The 15,812-nt window shown below is 54.0% G+C and carries 21 protein-coding genes; 20 read left to right on the forward strand and 1 reads right to left on the reverse strand.

The window, feature by feature from the left end; genetic code table 11:
* Nucleotides 1-11: 11 nt before the first annotated feature.
* From JNK54_02330 to JNK54_02355, 6 genes are read left to right on the forward strand one after another with little or no spacing between them, the layout of a single operon-like run.
* Nucleotides 12-956 carry a homoserine kinase gene (locus JNK54_02330; GenBank protein MBL8023105.1) on the forward strand — a complete coding sequence of 315 codons (945 nt, stop codon included), beginning with the start codon at nt 12-14 and terminating at the stop codon, nt 954-956.
* 19 nt (nt 957-975) lie between these two features.
* The gene (locus tag JNK54_02335) at nt 976-1,212 is read left to right on the forward strand and encodes a DUF4160 domain-containing protein (protein MBL8023106.1); all 237 of its coding nucleotides are present in this window, start codon (nt 976-978) and stop codon (nt 1,210-1,212) included.
* Nucleotides 1,193-1,465, forward strand: coding sequence for a DUF2442 domain-containing protein (locus JNK54_02340; protein MBL8023107.1), 273 nt, complete (start codon nt 1,193-1,195; stop codon nt 1,463-1,465). The genes JNK54_02335 and JNK54_02340 overlap by 20 nt, the downstream gene beginning before the upstream one ends.
* A 59-nt stretch (nt 1,466-1,524) precedes the next feature.
* Nucleotides 1,525-2,760, forward strand: coding sequence for an aspartate kinase (locus tag JNK54_02345; GenBank protein ID MBL8023108.1), 1,236 nt, complete (start codon nt 1,525-1,527; stop codon nt 2,758-2,760).
* Nucleotides 2,761-2,791: 31 nt separating this feature from the next.
* A complete protein-coding gene (locus JNK54_02350; GenBank protein MBL8023109.1) occupies nt 2,792-4,372 on the forward strand; it encodes a citramalate synthase in 1,581 nt (526 codons plus the stop codon).
* A complete protein-coding gene (locus tag JNK54_02355) occupies nt 4,373-4,651 on the forward strand; it encodes a hypothetical protein (protein ID MBL8023110.1) in 279 nt (92 codons plus the stop codon).
* Nucleotides 4,652-4,664: 13 nt separating this feature from the next.
* Here JNK54_02355 and JNK54_02360 read toward each other — a convergent pair whose 3' ends face one another.
* On the reverse strand, nt 4,665-4,814 hold the full coding sequence (locus JNK54_02360) for a hypothetical protein (GenBank protein MBL8023111.1): 150 nt from the start codon (nt 4,812-4,814) through the stop codon (nt 4,665-4,667).
* 311 nt (nt 4,815-5,125) lie between these two features.
* Here JNK54_02360 and JNK54_02365 point away from each other — a divergent pair, with 311 nt between their 5' ends.
* From JNK54_02365 to JNK54_02430, 14 genes are read left to right on the forward strand one after another with little or no spacing between them, the layout of a single operon-like run.
* Entirely contained in the window at nt 5,126-5,449 is a 324-nt protein-coding gene (locus JNK54_02365; GenBank protein ID MBL8023112.1) for a hypothetical protein, read from the forward strand.
* Between the two features lie 15 nt (nt 5,450-5,464).
* Nucleotides 5,465-5,851, forward strand: coding sequence for a hypothetical protein (locus JNK54_02370; protein MBL8023113.1), 387 nt, complete (start codon nt 5,465-5,467; stop codon nt 5,849-5,851).
* A 15-nt stretch (nt 5,852-5,866) separates the two neighbouring features.
* Nucleotides 5,867-6,790 (forward strand): quinolinate synthase NadA, encoded by a 924-nt coding sequence (nadA, locus tag JNK54_02375; protein MBL8023114.1) that lies wholly within the window; start codon nt 5,867-5,869, stop codon nt 6,788-6,790.
* The gene (locus JNK54_02380) at nt 6,787-7,014 is read left to right on the forward strand and encodes a MoaD/ThiS family protein (GenBank protein MBL8023115.1); all 228 of its coding nucleotides are present in this window, start codon (nt 6,787-6,789) and stop codon (nt 7,012-7,014) included. Before nadA ends, JNK54_02380 begins: the two co-directional genes overlap by 4 nt.
* Entirely contained in the window at nt 7,014-7,484 is a 471-nt protein-coding gene (locus JNK54_02385; GenBank protein MBL8023116.1) for a molybdenum cofactor biosynthesis protein MoaE, read from the forward strand. The genes JNK54_02380 and JNK54_02385 overlap by 1 nt, the downstream gene beginning before the upstream one ends.
* Nucleotides 7,481-7,894 carry an EVE domain-containing protein gene (locus JNK54_02390; protein ID MBL8023117.1) on the forward strand — a complete coding sequence of 138 codons (414 nt, stop codon included), beginning with the start codon at nt 7,481-7,483 and terminating at the stop codon, nt 7,892-7,894. Before JNK54_02385 ends, JNK54_02390 begins: the two co-directional genes overlap by 4 nt.
* Complete coding sequence (locus JNK54_02395; protein ID MBL8023118.1) at nt 7,891-8,973, forward strand: hypothetical protein; 1,083 nt, start codon at nt 7,891-7,893, stop codon at nt 8,971-8,973. Before JNK54_02390 ends, JNK54_02395 begins: the two co-directional genes overlap by 4 nt.
* A gap of 3 nt (nt 8,974-8,976) precedes the next feature.
* Nucleotides 8,977-9,429 carry a thioredoxin-dependent thiol peroxidase gene (gene bcp, locus JNK54_02400; protein MBL8023119.1) on the forward strand — a complete coding sequence of 151 codons (453 nt, stop codon included), beginning with the start codon at nt 8,977-8,979 and terminating at the stop codon, nt 9,427-9,429.
* 31 nt (nt 9,430-9,460) lie between these two features.
* Complete coding sequence (locus JNK54_02405; GenBank protein MBL8023120.1) at nt 9,461-9,871, forward strand: DUF2203 domain-containing protein; 411 nt, start codon at nt 9,461-9,463, stop codon at nt 9,869-9,871.
* 18 nt (nt 9,872-9,889) lie between these two features.
* Nucleotides 9,890-10,489: a GTP cyclohydrolase I FolE gene (gene folE / locus JNK54_02410; protein ID MBL8023121.1), complete on the forward strand. Its 600-nt coding sequence runs from the start codon at nt 9,890-9,892 to the stop codon at nt 10,487-10,489.
* 4 nt (nt 10,490-10,493) lie between these two features.
* Complete coding sequence (gene gph / locus JNK54_02415) at nt 10,494-11,135, forward strand: phosphoglycolate phosphatase (GenBank protein ID MBL8023122.1); 642 nt, start codon at nt 10,494-10,496, stop codon at nt 11,133-11,135.
* Entirely contained in the window at nt 11,132-12,286 is a 1,155-nt protein-coding gene (gene moeB, locus JNK54_02420; protein ID MBL8023123.1) for a molybdopterin-synthase adenylyltransferase MoeB, read from the forward strand. The genes gph and moeB overlap by 4 nt, the downstream gene beginning before the upstream one ends.
* A 59-nt stretch (nt 12,287-12,345) precedes the next feature.
* Nucleotides 12,346-13,311, forward strand: coding sequence for a cysteine synthase family protein (locus JNK54_02425; GenBank protein MBL8023124.1), 966 nt, complete (start codon nt 12,346-12,348; stop codon nt 13,309-13,311).
* Nucleotides 13,308-15,557 (forward strand): Mov34/MPN/PAD-1 family protein, encoded by a 2,250-nt coding sequence (locus JNK54_02430; protein MBL8023125.1) that lies wholly within the window; start codon nt 13,308-13,310, stop codon nt 15,555-15,557. The genes JNK54_02425 and JNK54_02430 overlap by 4 nt, the downstream gene beginning before the upstream one ends.
* Nucleotides 15,558-15,812 lie beyond the last annotated feature (255 nt).

Genomic DNA, 15,812 nt, shown 5'->3' on the forward strand with positions numbered 1-15,812 from the left:
TCGTGTATTGAGTGAAAAAGAGCTCCTCGGTTCCGCTGTCGGTGCGGGTTCGTGTTCCCGCGACTTCCGCCAATCTCGGGCCGGGTTTTGATGCCTTGGGTTTGGCCGTCGGCCTTTACGACGAGATTCGGGTGCGTTTTGGTTCCCCCGATCAGCGCTCGCCCCTTCGTGTTACGGCGGAGGGAATGGGGGGCAGTGACATTCCCACGGACGCGACCAACTTGGCCTACCGCGCCATGGGGCGGTTGTTTCAGGCGGCGGGAAAATCAATGCCCTCGGTGGAAATCCATTTGACGGTTCGGCTCCCCGTGGCCGGCGGATTGGGATCCTCATCAGCCGCCATTGTGGGAGGCCTGATCGCCGCCAACACCGCGATGAAAGGTTTTTTTTCAATGGACGATTTAATTGAGATGGCGACAGCGTTGGAGGGCCATCCGGACAACGTCTTACCGGCTTTGGTGGGCGGATTGTGCGCGGGAATCGTCACTCCCAATGGGGTGAAGTATGTGGCGTGGAAAGACGCCTACCTCACCCGTGACCTCCGTGCGGTGGTGTGCACCCCGAATTTGAAAGTGCCCACGGAACGGGCGCGTCGGGTTCTTCCCGCGCGGGTGGATCGGAAAGACGCGGTTTATAACGCGGCCCATGTGGCGCTCTTCTTGAGTGCCCTCAAGGAAAAGCGCTACGATCTATTGGGCGAAGCCATGGGAGACCGGTTGCACCAGCCCTATCGGGCCGCTTTGGTCCCTGGTCTCATGGACGTGATCGCGGGGGCCCGAGCCGGGGGCGCTTACGGGGCCGCTCTTTCGGGCGCCGGTCCGACGGTGTTGGCCTTAACTTCAAAAGAAAAAGCGTCGAATGTCGCTCGGGCCATGGAACGGGTTTTTCGCGAGAAGGGCTCTCCCTCTCTTTCTCGGGTTCTAAGTTTAGAATTGCAAGGGGCGCGATTGTTTTAGAAAGAAATATGGAGTTTTTATGCCGACCGTTTTTCGAGAAAAAGGATTTCGATTTCATTTTTACAGCAACGAAAGTTTCGAACCGTGCCATATTCATATTTCTGGACATGGTGGGGAAGCGAAATTTTGGATTCCATCGTGTCAGTTGGTGTGGAGTCAAGGGCTAAATTCCCATGATTTGAGAGTTCTCATGAAAATATTGGGGGCTAAAAAATCTCTCATACAGGAGAAATGGAATGAACACTTCAACATTTAATTCGTCGGAATGGCCGGCCATTCTGTCTGTGTCATTCCCCAAAGATACCTTGCGTGTTTCCTTGAGTGATGGGCGCGTCGTTGAGGTCCCTTTGGCGTGGTTTCCTTCTTTAAGTCGGGCTTCCAAGAAGGAACTTCGTGATTGCAAAATTTCAGTTTCAGGGTATGGAATTCATTGGCCTTCTCTGGACGAAGATTTGAGCGTTTTTGGGTTTTTATATGCCCCTGCAAATCGTGTTCACAAAGCCGCCTGACATATCGTTTCGGGTGATTTAGTTCGTATAATCGTTATCGATAGAATGGGAGTTTGCACATGAGCCAGTTGGTTGTGATGAAATTCGGGGGGAGTTCTGTGGCGGACGCCGACCGCATGAAAGTGGTGGCCAGTCGGATCGTCGCCCGGAAGAAAGGGGGAAATCGTATCGTGGTGGTGGTGTCCGCCCCAGGAGATATGACCGATGATTTAATCGCGATGGCCGACAAAATTTCAGAGAATCCATCGGGTCGGGAAATGGACATGCTTTTGTCAACAGGTGAGCAGGTGTCCATTGCCCTCCTGTCGATGGCCATTAACGAAAAAGGGGTGCGGGCTGTTTCCCTGACTGGTCCCCAAGCGGGTATTTTTGCGGATGACACCCACTCCCGGGCGCGCATCACGCGCATTCAACCCAAAAAGGTTTTGAGCGAGTTGAAAAAGAAGAGTGTGGTTATTGTCGCGGGATTTCAAGGGTTGAACTCGAATGCGGATATCACCACGTTGGGACGGGGGGGGTCGGATCTAACGGCGGTGGCTTTAGCGGCCGCCCTCAAAGCCGACCTCTGTGAAATCTATACGGACGTTCAGGGTGTTTTTACGACAGACCCTCGGATCGTTCCTGAGGCACAGAAAATTGACAGGATCTCGTTTGAGGAAATGTTGGAATTGGCCGGGGCGGGGGCCCAGGTGATGCAACCCCGATCCATTGAAGTGGGAAAAAAATACAACGTGGACATTCACGTTCGATCGTCTTTTATTGAGGAAGAAGGAACGTTGATTACGGCGGAGGTGCCGCGCATGGAAAACGTAGTGGTGTCCGGGGTCGCTTACGATCCCAAGCAAGCGAAGATCACTTTACGGAACATCCCGGATCGTCCGGGTGTGGCGGCCCGGGTGTTTGGTCCCTTGGCGGAAGAAGGCGTGAACGTGGACATGATCATCCAATCGGCACCGGAGTCGAACCGGAACGACATCTCTTTCACTGTGGGCCGCGGGGACACTAAAAAAGCCATGAAAATCATGAACGAAGTGGCCGGGTTGCTTAAGGCGGAAGAAGTGGTGTTGGACGATAAAATGGCCAAGGTCTCCATTGTGGGCGTGGGAATGAGAAGTCACCCGGGTGTGGCGGCGACTTTGTTTCGCGCGTTGGCGGATGGGGGTGTGAACATTGACATGATTTCAACTTCGGAGATTAAGGTGGCGTGCATGGTCAGGGAAAACGATGGGCCCAAAGCGGTGCGCATCGCGCACAAGTCTTTTGGTTTGGACAAACCGCACCTGAAGGCCAACTAGCGTGGCCAAACCGAAAGAATCGGGACGGGTTATACTCTACGACACCACTCTGCGTGATGGAACGCAGGGGGAAGGTGTTTCTCTATCGGTGGACGACAAAGTAAAGGTCGCCCAGTCTTTGGATCGGCTGGGGGTCCGTTACATCGAAGGGGGGTGGCCGGGGTCCAACCCTAAAGATGAAGAGTTTTTTGCCCGCGCCCGTTCTTTGCGGTTTAAGAACGCCCGGCTTTCGGCGTTTGGATCCACGCGGCGTAAAGACAGCACGGCTCACGCGGATCCCAACTTGTTGGCCATCGTTCGAGTCAAGACCCCGGTGGCATGCATTTTTGGGAAGTCCTGGGACCTCCATGTGACCCACGCTCTCCGGGCGACGCCTCAAGAAAACTTGAAGATGATCAGTGAATCGGTTCGTTTCTTGAAGTCTAAGGGGAAAGAAGTCATCTACGACGCTGAACATTTTTTTGATGGATATCATTCCAATGCAGAGTATGCCCTCGCCAGCCTGAAAGCGGCGCTGGAGGCGGGCGCCGACAATCTGACTCTGTGTGACACGAATGGGGGGGCTCTACCCCATCACATCGCTGAGATTGTCTTGGACGTTCGGCGTCACATGCCGAAAGCCCAGCTGGGAATCCATTGCCACAACGATTCGGATGCGGCTGTGGCCAACTCCCTGGAAGCCGTTCGTCAGGGGGTGATTTTGGTGCAAGGGACGATCAACGGGATGGGGGAACGGTGTGGGAACGCCAATCTGATCTCCATCATTCCGGGGGTGATGAAAAAATTGAATCTCCCGTGTTTGACGGAAGAACAATTGTCCACTCTGACCGAAACCTCACGTTATGTGACGGAGATTGCCAATCAGGTGCCCCACGACAGCCAGCCTTACGTGGGGAACTCGGCTTTTGCCCACAAAGGAGGCGTTCACGTGGCCGCCATGGCGCGCCACGCCGGGACCTATGAACACATGAGTCCCGCTATCGTGGGGAACAAACGGCGCGTTTTGGTCTCTGAATTGGCGGGCCGTTCGAATATGATCTTGAAGGCCCGGGAATTTAAAGTGGATTTAGAGAAACATCCGGAGGCCGTCGATAAAATTATCCATCGCGTGAAAGCTCTCGAGAATCAGGGGTATCATTTTGAAGGGGCCGAAGCGTCTTTCTATTTGCTTGTGATGCGGTTGGTCCATCCGTATAAATCCTTTTTTGAATTAAAGGGATTTCGCGTGATCGTGGAGGAAGACAAAGACGCGGGCGGCCTGGTGGCCGAGGCGACTTTGAAGGTGGTCGTCGATGGCAAAACGGAGCATCGTGTGGCGGAAGGGTCGGGTCCCATCGATGCTTTGGACCAGGCGCTTCGGAGGGCTTTAGAGAAATTCTATCCCACGCTGAAGACCATGCGATTGATGGATTTCAAAGTTCGCGTCATCGATGCCACGGCGGGGACCGCCGCGAAGGTTCGGGTGTTCGCCAACTCCCGTGACCAAGCGGAAGAATGGGGAACGGTGGGAGTTTCGGGGAACATCATCGAAGCTTCCTGGCAAGCCCTGCGGGACGCCGTCGAATACAAATTGCTTAAAGACAGCCAGCGGGTGAAGGTGCGCCGCGCGTAAATGGTTTCTCGTCTCACGGTGGGGATAGCCCTCTTCCTGGTTTTTGTTTTCTTCCAGGGAGAGGGCCGTTTTGTTTTGGCGGGCGGGTTGTTGGTTTCTCTCTTGCTCCTCGAATTCAGCGGAGGGGTGCATCGCCATTTGCCTCTTCAACTGGGAACCGTCATTCGTCCAGGCGTTATTCGAGGGGTGGCGGCGGGAGTGATCCTGCTCACGATCCTACGGTTCATCATCGAAATTTTAACCCGAGGCTTGTTCCTTGGGGAAAAAATCCTTGGGTAGTTCGTTTTCTGTCTTAACCCGGAATCCCCATTTGAACGCGAGGACCGGCCAGGCTCAGAGAGCCTGGCACCTGAGGCGGCAGAGCCGTTGATGCGAGACGGAAAAGACGGGCTTTTTTACGAACAAAAAAGTGCAGGTCGTAGGCCGCTCCCACGCGGGCCATTCCCCCTTGGCATTCCTGGCTAGCGCCGTCACACTTCCGCTGGCGCGGTCGCGGGGACTACGGACAAACTTTTTGGGAAGGAAAAAGGTCCGGATTTTTCGTCGAATCCCGCGATCCAACTGAAGATTTCGGGTTAGGCGACTATTTTCACGAGAGTTTATGTCCGAAAAATTTTACCTTGTCGCCGCATTGTTTGTCTGTTAAGATTAGTTCATTGTTCCGAGGCATGAGACTATTTGGATTGACGATGTGTTATGATTGAGTAGACCGCTGGGTGCATTTGAGGTTCCATTTCGATTAGGGAGGGACACGTGTTCATATTAACGAGCAACATGTTTGGCCTGGCTATTCTGAGCCTTGGGATTTTGGGGGTCATCGTTTCACTCTTGATCGCGAACCGGCGCCGGTTCCTTATTGGGATTAGCCTCTCCGGTCTCCTGGTGGCGTTGGGGATCTTTTATGTCGCGGACACAAGTCTGCGCCAATGGTGGACCGCGCGGCGCATCGCCAAAATTCAAGCGCAGAATCGGGAGAGTTTGGACGCTCTGAAAGCCCGGATGAAAGAAAAACCCGCCCCAGAGCCGTCAACTCCCACGCAAAAGAAACCTGAACCCTCCCGTCCTGTCCGTCGTTAGAGCATAGTGTAACGGGTGACCATGGGGGTCTTTTCGGTTGTTCTCTATGGGGGAGGCGTGGATCGTCTGTATGAGGGGGTCTCTTTTTTGGCGTCCGCGTGCGCACGAAGGGATCGGTGTATTCTTTTTTTGAGGGGCCCGGCTCTGAAAGCGTTTGTCGATGGCCGTTGGGGAACCCCTCCCGCTGTTCTGTCCGAAGATTCTTTTCAATTTCAACATTCAACTCCCGCTGATTTTTTAAGGGATCTCCGTGAACAGGGGGGGGTTCGGGTTTACGCTTGTTCCGCGTGGGTACGTCTATTGAAGTTAGGTCCGAAGCTCGTTGCGGAACGGGTGGATGCCGTCATCGGATTAAACGCGTTCCTGGCCCAGGCTCAGGGCGGTCCCATTCTTACCTTTTAAGGAAACCTTTCAACCATGTCCACCGCGCCTCCCACGGATCTTGTCGCTGAAATCAAACGGCTTGCACGTCTTCACAACGCGGTGATTCTTGCACACACGTATCAAAGAGGCGAAGTCCAAGACGTCGCCGATTTTGTGGGGGACTCCTTGGCTCTTTCTCAGGAAGCGGCCCGAACCAAAGCGGATGTGATCGTTTTTTGTGGGGTGCATTTTATGGCGGAAACAGCCGCCGTCCTTGCCCCAACGAAAACAGTTCTGTTGCCGGACCTGGAAGCGGGGTGTTCCTTAGCGGCCACGGCTGATGCCGCTCAGGTGCGGGGATGGAAAGCGCATCATCCGGGGGCCATTGTTGTCGCTTATGTGAACACCACCGCCGAGGTCAAAGCCGAGGCGGATTATTGTTGTACCTCTTCTAACGCGGTTCGTGTCGTAGAATCGATCCCCGCGGATAAAGAAATTTTGCTCCTGCCCGATATGTTCTTGGGACAATACGTTCGGGAAAAAACGGGTCGGCCCATCCACCTGTGGCCCGGATCCTGCCATGTTCATTACGCTATTACCGGGGAAGATATCGAGGCTCAAAAACAGGCGCATCCGGGGGTTGAACTTTTGGTTCATCCCGAATGCGGTTGTTTATCATCGGCTTTGAAACACGCGGATGTCATTGCCTCCACAAGCGGGATGGTGACCCACGCTAAAGAATCCCCTCGGTCCACTTTTCTCGTGGCCACAGAGACCGGAATCCTGCACACCCTTAAAAAACATAATCCAGAAAAAGTATTTATTCCAGTGGCGCGGGCCGCCCAATGTGAATTTATGAAAATGATCACCCTTGAAAAGGTTCTTTGGTCCCTCCAAAAGAAGAGGCATCGGATCACGGTTCCAGAAGAGATTGCCGCCAAAGCGCGGGGAGCGATCGAGCGAATGATTCGTTTATGATCACGCTTCTTTTTTTTGCGGGGGTGGCGGATCGTATAAAAGCGCGCCGGATGGAAGTTCCTCTCTCCGCGACGCCCCAATCCGTCGTGGAGGGGGACACAATTTTAAGTTTCCTTAACGATCGCGTGGCCCGAGTTGCGGTCAATCGCGAATGGGCTCAATGGGATACGTCTCTCGCGGATGGGGACGAGGTGGCGTTTATGCCTCCCCCGAGGATCCATTAATGGAGGAAGTTCCATTTTTTTCGGTTGACCCCATTGCGGTGGATGGAATTGAGGAGCGGGCGCGTCTTTCGGAGGCGGGGGCCGTGGTCTCGTTTCAGGGTGTGGTGCGCGCGGACCGAACCCAAGAAGGAAATGTGACGGCGCTGGAGTTTGAATCTTACGAGGCTTTAGGCGAAAAGGAAGTGGGCCGCATCCTGGGTGAAGTGAAAGAGAAATGGCCCGGTACACGCTTGTTGTTGCAACACCGTTTGGGGCGGGTTCCGGTGGGAGAAACCAGCCTGTTTCTTGTTGTCAGTTCCCCAGAAATTCCCGACGCTTTCTCGGCCTGTCATTACGTTTTGGACCAAATGAAATCCCGTGTGCCCTTATGGAAAAAAGATGTCTTTTCTGATGGGGTTTCTCGCTGGTCCGATCATCATCGGGAGACCATGCTGATTTCCGATAGTGTCCTGACCTATCCCCCTTCGTGAACTTCTGGATCTTTTCCACCGAACCGGCCGCGTTCCCCTGGTCCCGTGTTGAAGCGGAAGGGCTCTCCCGTTGGGATGGGGTTCGTGGGCCTTTGGCAAGGAAGGGATTGCGGTCGATCTCTTCGGGAGATCTTATTTGGGGATACCATTCCTCTCCTGAAAAATCTTTGGTTTGTTGGGCGCGGAGTCAGGGGCCCGCCTACCCGGACCCCGCGGACCCGGAATGGTTGGCCGTGGATGTGATTTTTGAACGCTGGTTAAAACAAAATATCCCTTTGTCTTTGTTAAAGGCCCATCCGGTGTTGTCCTCCATGGATTTTTTGCGAATTCCCCGTCTTTCCGTGGCCCCTGTGACCGAAGTTCAGCATCGGCTTTTAATGGGGTTGGCGGGGATGGAAAAGTTCTCGTGAAGAATTTTTTCGGCAAGTGGGGGCCGCTGATTCTTACTGGGGTGTGGATGACCGTTGCTTTTGTGGCGGTGATGCGCGCGAGCCGAGAGGGGATGATCGGAGGGGCGTTTTTCTGGGGGACGAGCGGTTTCTTCGTGGGCGTGGGGGGGGTATTGGTTTTCTTGGCTCTAAAAGCTTCCCACCGGATGGGGTACCCCGGTCGGGCCAAAATAAATATTTGGTCTTCGGCCCGTCCAGGAGAAGTTCTCGTGGGTGTTCTTCACACGGGGATTCCAGGGGGAGATCCTAAGGGAATTGTTATTCATTTGGATTGCTTGGAAACCACGGTTTGGGGGCAATGGAGACTGTGGACAGCGGAGGTCCGATCCCCAGCTCCCTCAGCACCGGACACGTGGCCCTTTCATTTTTCAATTCCAACGGAGGGGCCTCCATCGGGATGGTCCCCGAGCGGAACGGTTCTGTGGCAATTAAGGGTTCAGGGGGCGTCTCGTTCTGATTATTGGGCTTCTTTTGATATTCCTGTATTGAAAGTGGAAGGGCCAGCTTCCCATGTGTTGCCCGTGCCGCCTCCTTCACTTCGATTCGGGAGCGGTCCCCGCCGAATGGTTTCTGTGTCTGAGGCGGATGGACGCACGATTCTTCGCTTAAAATCGCGGTTCGTTTTCCCGGGCCCGAACCCCATCGTTATTTGGGTTCTATCCATTGTGGGGATCCTCTTTATTTCAACACGGGTAACGATCCCGGTGTGGGTTCTCGGAACGTGGGGAATCTTGAACGGATTAGCGGCGGTTTGTTTTTCTATCCTGTGGTTTGGCCGGGAAGAATTGATCCTGTCCCCAGCGGAAATCGTTTGTCGGCGGGCCGTGGGGCCTTTGGGGTATCCTCGTCGGTTCCGTCGATCCTCCGTCACGGGAATTCGGGTTTCTTTTTCGGGACCGGCACCGTCTTTTGGGGTTCACGTGGATCGCGGCACCCAGCGCCCTGTCGCTGTCTTTGACGGGTTCATCGATTTATTGGAAGCCCATGAAGCCGCTCGGGTCGTTAACAGAGCGATTGGTTCGACTAAATTAAAGGAGTAAATCATGTTAAAAGTGGGCGATCGGGCCCCCGCTTTTTCGGTGGCGGACCAAAATGGAAAGAAGCAGCGTCTTTCTGATTACAAAGGATCTTTTGTCGTTCTCTTTTTTTATCCCAAAGATATGACCCCGGGGTGTACGGTGGAGGCCTGTGGGTTTCGCGACGGGTATGGGGGTTTTAAAAAGAAGGGAGCGGTGGTTTTGGGCGTCAGCAAAGACTCCGTTTTGTCGCACACGAAATTCGCTCAGAAACATGATCTGCCTTTCCCTCTTCTTGCGGATGAAAATGGGGATATCCTGAAAGCCTATGGCGCCTGGGGGGAAAAATCAATGTACGGAAAGAAATATATGGGCATCTTGCGCGTAACCTACGTGATCGGGCCCACCGGTAAAATTGTGGCGGTTTTTCCTAAAGTCAAACCGGCCCTTCATCCGGATGAGGTTTTGGCTGTTCTTTGACTAAAGGCACCTTTTTAAGTAATATATCCCTATGCCGAATGGATATTTTACTTTAGACGAAGCCCAAGCCGCGTTGCCCCAATTGACGGAATGGTTGGGGGAAGCGCGTGAGTTAAAGCGTCGTTCGGATGTTAAAATTGCTCTCTGGCGGGATCGGGTTCCGGAAGGGCCCGTTGATATGGCCTTAGCGCGCGGGGAGGTGGAGTTCCTGTTGGCCGAGGTGGGACGCCGATTGGATTTAATCCGCGAGTTCGGGTGTTTGGTGAAAGACATTGACCAGGGACTTCTTGACTTTCCGGCCTGGATCCCCGGGGATGGAAAAGTTTATTTGTGTTGGAAGCTTGGTGAGGAGCGTGTTTCTTTTTGGCACGCCCTTTCTGAAGGATTTGATGGCCGGAAACCTGTGAACGCTGCCCTTTTTTCTCTCCGAAAGTTTTCTTAAGACCAGATTTATTTTTCCATGACCTCTTCTCCTGAAATTTCCCCAACATCTTCTCACCGCACTTCCCGTTCTCTGGCTACGTTAGCAAAGGAAATGTTGGTGTTGCTGGGGGAAGATCCCCAGCGCCAGGGGCTTATTCGAACCCCCGAACGCGTGGCCAAGGCTTGGGAAGATCTGACGGAGGGGTACCGGGTGGATGTGGATCAACTGATTAATCGGGCTCTTTTTGATGAAGAGTACAGCGAGATGGTGGTGGTGCGTGACATTAAATTTTATTCCTTGTGCGAACATCACATGCTTCCGTTCTTTGGCGTTTGTCACGTGGCGTATGTCCCTAATGGAAAGATTATTGGTCTCTCTAAAATCCCTAAGCTCGTGAAGGCGTTTTCCCGGCGTTTACAGGTTCAAGAACGGTTGACCAACGAGATCGCCGATATTTTTATGCGCAAGGTCGCTCCTCTGGGGGTGGGGGTAATTATGGAGGCTCGGCATATGTGTATGGAAATGCGGGGAGCTGAAAGTCTGAACAGCCCTACCGTGACGAGTTCGATGGTGGGACTTTTTCGAACCGATGGCCGCACGCGGGACGAATTTTTAGCTTTGATTCACCCCAAATAAACCCATGGCGGTGAAAGGGATCCTGTTTGATTTGGATGGAACGTTGATTGACAGCCGGCGCGATATCGCAAATTGCGTTAATTTCACTTTGGCGGAGTTGGGTCACGCCCCCTTGTCCGTTGAACGGGTGGAGCGAATGGTGGGGGATGGGGTGCGGCAACTTTTGTCGCGGGCGATAGGCCCCATGGATGAGCCGACCCAGAAGCGCGCGTTGGAAATTTTTCTTCCCTATTACCGGGACCATTGTACGGACACGACGCGACTTTACCCTGGGGTTATTGAGACGCTTCGGTTTTTTGCGGGGATGGGGTTAGCCCTTGTGACCAATAAACCCATGGTGCATACCGAAAAAACGCTTGCAACCTTGGGATTGAACACATACTTTCCTGTGGTTTTAGGGGGAGATTCTTTGGCTCGCCGTAAGCCTGATCCCGAACCTTTGTGGGAAGCGTTACGACGTTTGGATGTCTTCCCGGGAGACGCCGTGATGGTGGGGGACAGTCCCATGGACATTCAGGCGGCGCGTTCAGCGGGGGTGCGAGTGGTGGCCGTTAGCTATGGATTTCGGACCGAGGAAGAGCTTCAGTCTCTGTCCCCGGATTTTCTGATCAGTGATTTTACCCAATTGCGGGAGGTCCTAAAATGAAACTGAACCAAGAACAGGTGTTGCGTTATTCACGCCATTTGATCATGCCCGAAGTCGGGGTGGAAGGCCAAGAGAAATTGATGGACGCGAAGGTTCTTCTCATTGGATCGGGCGGTTTGGGATCGCCCAACGCGCTCTATCTTTCGGCGGCGGGCGTGGGGACACTGGGGTTGGTTGATTTTGATGTGGTCGATCACACGAACCTGCACCGTCAGGTCGTTCACGGGACCAACGATGTGGGGAAATTAAAAGTCGAGAGCGCGCGGGAGACCATTCGTGACATCAATCCGAACGTGACCGTAAAGACCTACAACCTTCCTTTTCGACGAGAAGTGGCTTTGGATATCATGAAAAACTATGACATCGTGGTGGACGGGACGGATAATTTCCAAACCCGCTATTTGACCAACGATGCCTGTGTGTTTCTCAAGAAGCCCAACGTGTATGCTTCCATCTTTCGTTTTGATGGGCAGGCCACGGTGTTCAAGCCAGGGGATCCCGAAAGCCCTTGTTACCGATGTCTCTATCCCGAGCCCCCGCCGCCGGGGGAAGTGCCGTCATGCGCGGAGGGGGGAGTGTTGGGAATCCTGCCGGGGTTGGTGGGTTTGATTCAGGCGACGGAGACCATTAAGCTCATCATCGGGAAAGGGCGGTCCCTTGTGGGTCGGCTTTTGCTTTTTAATGCCCTCGAGATGTCTTTCGATGAACTCAAAATTCGACGCAACCCGGCTTGCCCCGTGTGCGGCGATCATCCGACCATTACGGAATTGGTGGATTACGACCAATTTTGTGGGTTGGGAAGAGGGACCGAGGACGGCCTCAAAAGGGGTGGCACAGTGGAAATGACCGTGAAAGAACTCAAAGGCCGTATGGATCGGAAAGAAAAGTTTACGCTTGTGGATGTTCGGGAACCCAGCGAATACGAGATCGCTCAAATTCCCGGGGCCCGCCTCATTCCTTTGGCGGATGTGGCTGTTCGCGCCAACGAGTTGGATACAGCGGAGGATATCGTGGTTCACTGTCGGTCCGGCGTCCGGAGCGCCAAGGCCATACAGGTCTTAACGCAGTTGGGCTTCAAAAAGCTGACCAACGTGAAAGGCGGGATTCTTGCCTGGTCTGACGAAATCGATCCCACGGTTCCCAAATATTGATTTTCGGTTTGGGTGGGTTCGAATGTTGACGAAAAAGTCATAATTCGAGATAATGACCTATGAGCGTTGCGATGACCCCTCGTCATGGTGTGGGACTTTTGGAGCGGATTGGGAACACACCCCTCTTAAAACTGGAACGGTTGTCCCGATGGGTTCCCGATGGTGTGGAAATTTACGCTAAAGCGGAGTTTTTGAACCCGGGCGGATCGGTGAAAGATCGGGCGGCCAAGAACATGATGATGGAAGCTCTGGCTTCTGGGGAACTGACCAAAGATAAAATCCTTTTGGATTCAACTTCGGGGAATACGGGGATTGCTTACGCCATGATCGGGGCGTCCCTGGGAATCCGGGTTCAGTTGGTGATGCCTGAGAACGCTTCGGAAAAAAGTCGATTGATTGAAGCGTTCGGGGCTAAAGTCACTTTTACAGATCCTATGGAAGGGACGGATGGGGCCCAAATGGAATCCCATCGGTTGTACAAAGAGTCGCCGGACCGTTACTATATGCCCGATCAATACAACAATCCCAACAATTGGCGAGCCCATTACAAAACCACCGCTGAAGAAATCTGGAAACAAACGGAGGGGCGGGTGACTCATTTCGTGGGAGGTATCGGCACCAGCGGAACGTTAATGGGGACAGGGCGCCGCTTGAAAGAATTGAACCCGTGTGTTGAAATCATTGCGGTGGAACCCGCGACACCGCTACACGGTTTGGAAGGGTTGAAGCATATGGAGACCTCCATTGTCCCTGGAATATACGATCCCCGCGTTCACGATCGAAAGATATCTGTTTTTACAGAGGACGCCTACGAAATGTGTTGCCGCATGGCCCGGGAAGAGGGCATTTTGGTGGGCTATTCCTGTGGGGCGGCTCTGCATGGTGTTTTTGAAGTGGCCAGTGGCCTGACGGAGGGGGTGGTGGTGACGGTCCTCCCGGATTCGGGGGAACGTTACTTGCACACACGCTATTGGGGTGATCTCTTGGACAATTTCGAAGACTACATGAAGGATCACGACCTGTGACCCTGGCGTGGAAAGTCAACGTCCCCGAGGCTCTGCGGGTTTGGGCGGAAGCGTGTTACCCCTACGAGGGGTGCGGGGTGTTGATCGGCAATTTTTATACGGGAGATGTTCGACGGGTGGAACGGTTTGTCCCGTTGACCAATCTTCTCCGGGAAAAGGGCAGCGCCTGGTCGGACGTCTTGGAAACGGCTCGGGACACGCTGGGCCATCGGGCGGAAACCCAGGGCGAGTTTGAATTTGTGATGGACCCGGCGGCGTTTAACCGGGTGGTTTTGGATGCCGAGAAGGAGGGGTTGGATGTGGTGGGGGTGTTGCACACGCACCCCGATCATCCCGCTCGCCCGAGCGCCACCGACTCGTCTCAACCGTTGTTGGCCGGCTGGTCCAACGTTATTCTCTCCGTGAATAAAGGAAAATTTGTTGAGGCCCGTTCGTGGGTCCGGGATGAAGAAACCGTCCCTTTTACGGAAGAGACCATTGTCATTCTTAAGGAGTCAACGATGTCCCCCACTCAAAAGAATCACGCTGTTCCTCTTCCGGATTATGTGGAGAAAGAAATTCGCCAGGCGGAAGAAAATATTCGTGCCCTCAAGGCCGGGAAAATGGACATGGACGATTTTCGGCGGTTCCGCCTGAACAATGGGATTTACGGCATTCGTAACCAGGTGGACAAGCAGATGGTTCGCATCAAAGTCCCGTTTGGGAAAATGACGCCGGAACAGTTGGAGGCCATGGCCGATGTGACGGAGACCTACGCCCCCTCCCGGGTGGGCCATTTTACGACCCGGCAAAATCTCCAAATTCACATGGTTCCCCTGGAAGATACCCCGAAGATTATGCGACGGTTGGCGGAAGCGGGTCTCACCCCCCGGGAAGGGTGTGGCAACACCGTTCGGAATATTACCGCCAATCCTTACACCGGTGTTCATCCCCAAGAGGTTTTCGATGTGGCGCCTTACGCGGACGCGGCGTTTAAGTTTTTTCTCAGAAATCCTCTCAGTCAAAACCTTCCCCGTAAATTCAAGATTGCTTTTGAAAGCACACCGATCGATTACGCGTTGACGCCCATCCACGACATCGGGTTTGTGGCTGAAATTCGGGATGGGGTGCGCGGGTTTCGGACCTATGTGGGCGGTGGGTTGGGCGCCACACCCCAGGTGGCCATTCGTTTGGAAGATTTTACTCCGGCGGACCTGCTCCTCCCGACGATCGAAGCGGTGATCCACCTTTTCGATCGGTTTGGTGATCGCACCGATAAACTTCACGCGCGCATTAAGTTTTTAGTAAAAAAATGGGGACCCGATGAGTTTCGGAAACGGTTTGAAGCGGAACGGCGGGCGGTCATTTCCACTTCAGCCGGAACCGTGGATTGGTCGATTCCTTTAACAGAAGAGGTCGCTCCTGTCCTCCCGGAACCCGTCTCAACGGAAACCCCGGTGGCCGGGTTTGACCGGTGGAAGGCCACGAACGTGTCTGCCCAGCGTCAGGCGGGCTACAGCTGGGCCACGGTGGTTCTCCCTTTAGGGGACATCACGGTGGAGCAGATGCGCTCTTTGGCCAACATTTCTCGACGTCTTAATGGGGGCCGTTTGCGGACCACCATTGAGCAAAACTTTGTGCTGTGCTGGGTTCGAAATGAGGACCTTCCGGCGCTGTTCAACGCGTTGGTAAAGGCGGGGCTCGGCACCGCGGGTGGGGGACGATTCTCCGATATTACCCGTTGTCCCGGCGCGGACACCTGCCAGATCGCCGTGACCAAATCCCGCGAACTCTCCAAGGCATTGGGGGGGCTTTTTACAAACGGGCTTTCGGATGACATCGACATGGAAGGCATCCACATCAAGATTTCCGGGTGCACCAACAGTTGTGGTCAGCACCATATTGGGACTTTGGGGTTCTACGGCACTTATCGAAAGGTGGGTGATCGTCCCGTTCCCTATTACATGATGCTGGCGGGCGGGTCCACGAAAGAGGGGGAAGCCCGGTTTGGTCAGGTGGTGGCCGCTCTCCCCGCACGGCGCGTTCCCGACGCTGTTAAAAAAGTGATCGGGACTTTTAAAGCCGATCGTCAGGGCGAAGAGAAATTTGACGCCTGGTTGGAGCGGGTGGGGAAAGGCCGAATCAAAGAGTTGGTTCAGGAATTCACCACCTTGCCCCCCTACGACCAGAATCCTACCCTCTATTTCGATTGGGGGGAAAACGCCGATTTCAAACCCGACATCGGCGTGGGAGAGTGTGCCGCCTAACAGCTTTTTCTCTCTATTCGCCGGGCGTGTATCTCGGGAATACGGGGCACGTTTGGTGAGGTGATTTTTTTAAATACCCACCCCCTGTAACGCCACGGGGTCCGTGGTTCTCCGTCATTGATAAAACCTTTCCAATACGTGTTGCCCCATCTCCCTGCCCCTAAAAACCGCGCTAAAACACACCTGTCCGGGGAAAAATAAGGGAATCCCCCGTTCGTGGTAAAATGATTGTGCGAACAATCCATTTTATCGACG

It is taken from the genome of Elusimicrobiota bacterium (assembly GCA_016788905.1).
Lineage (GTDB): Bacteria > Elusimicrobiota > Elusimicrobia > FEN-1173 > FEN-1173 > JADKHR01.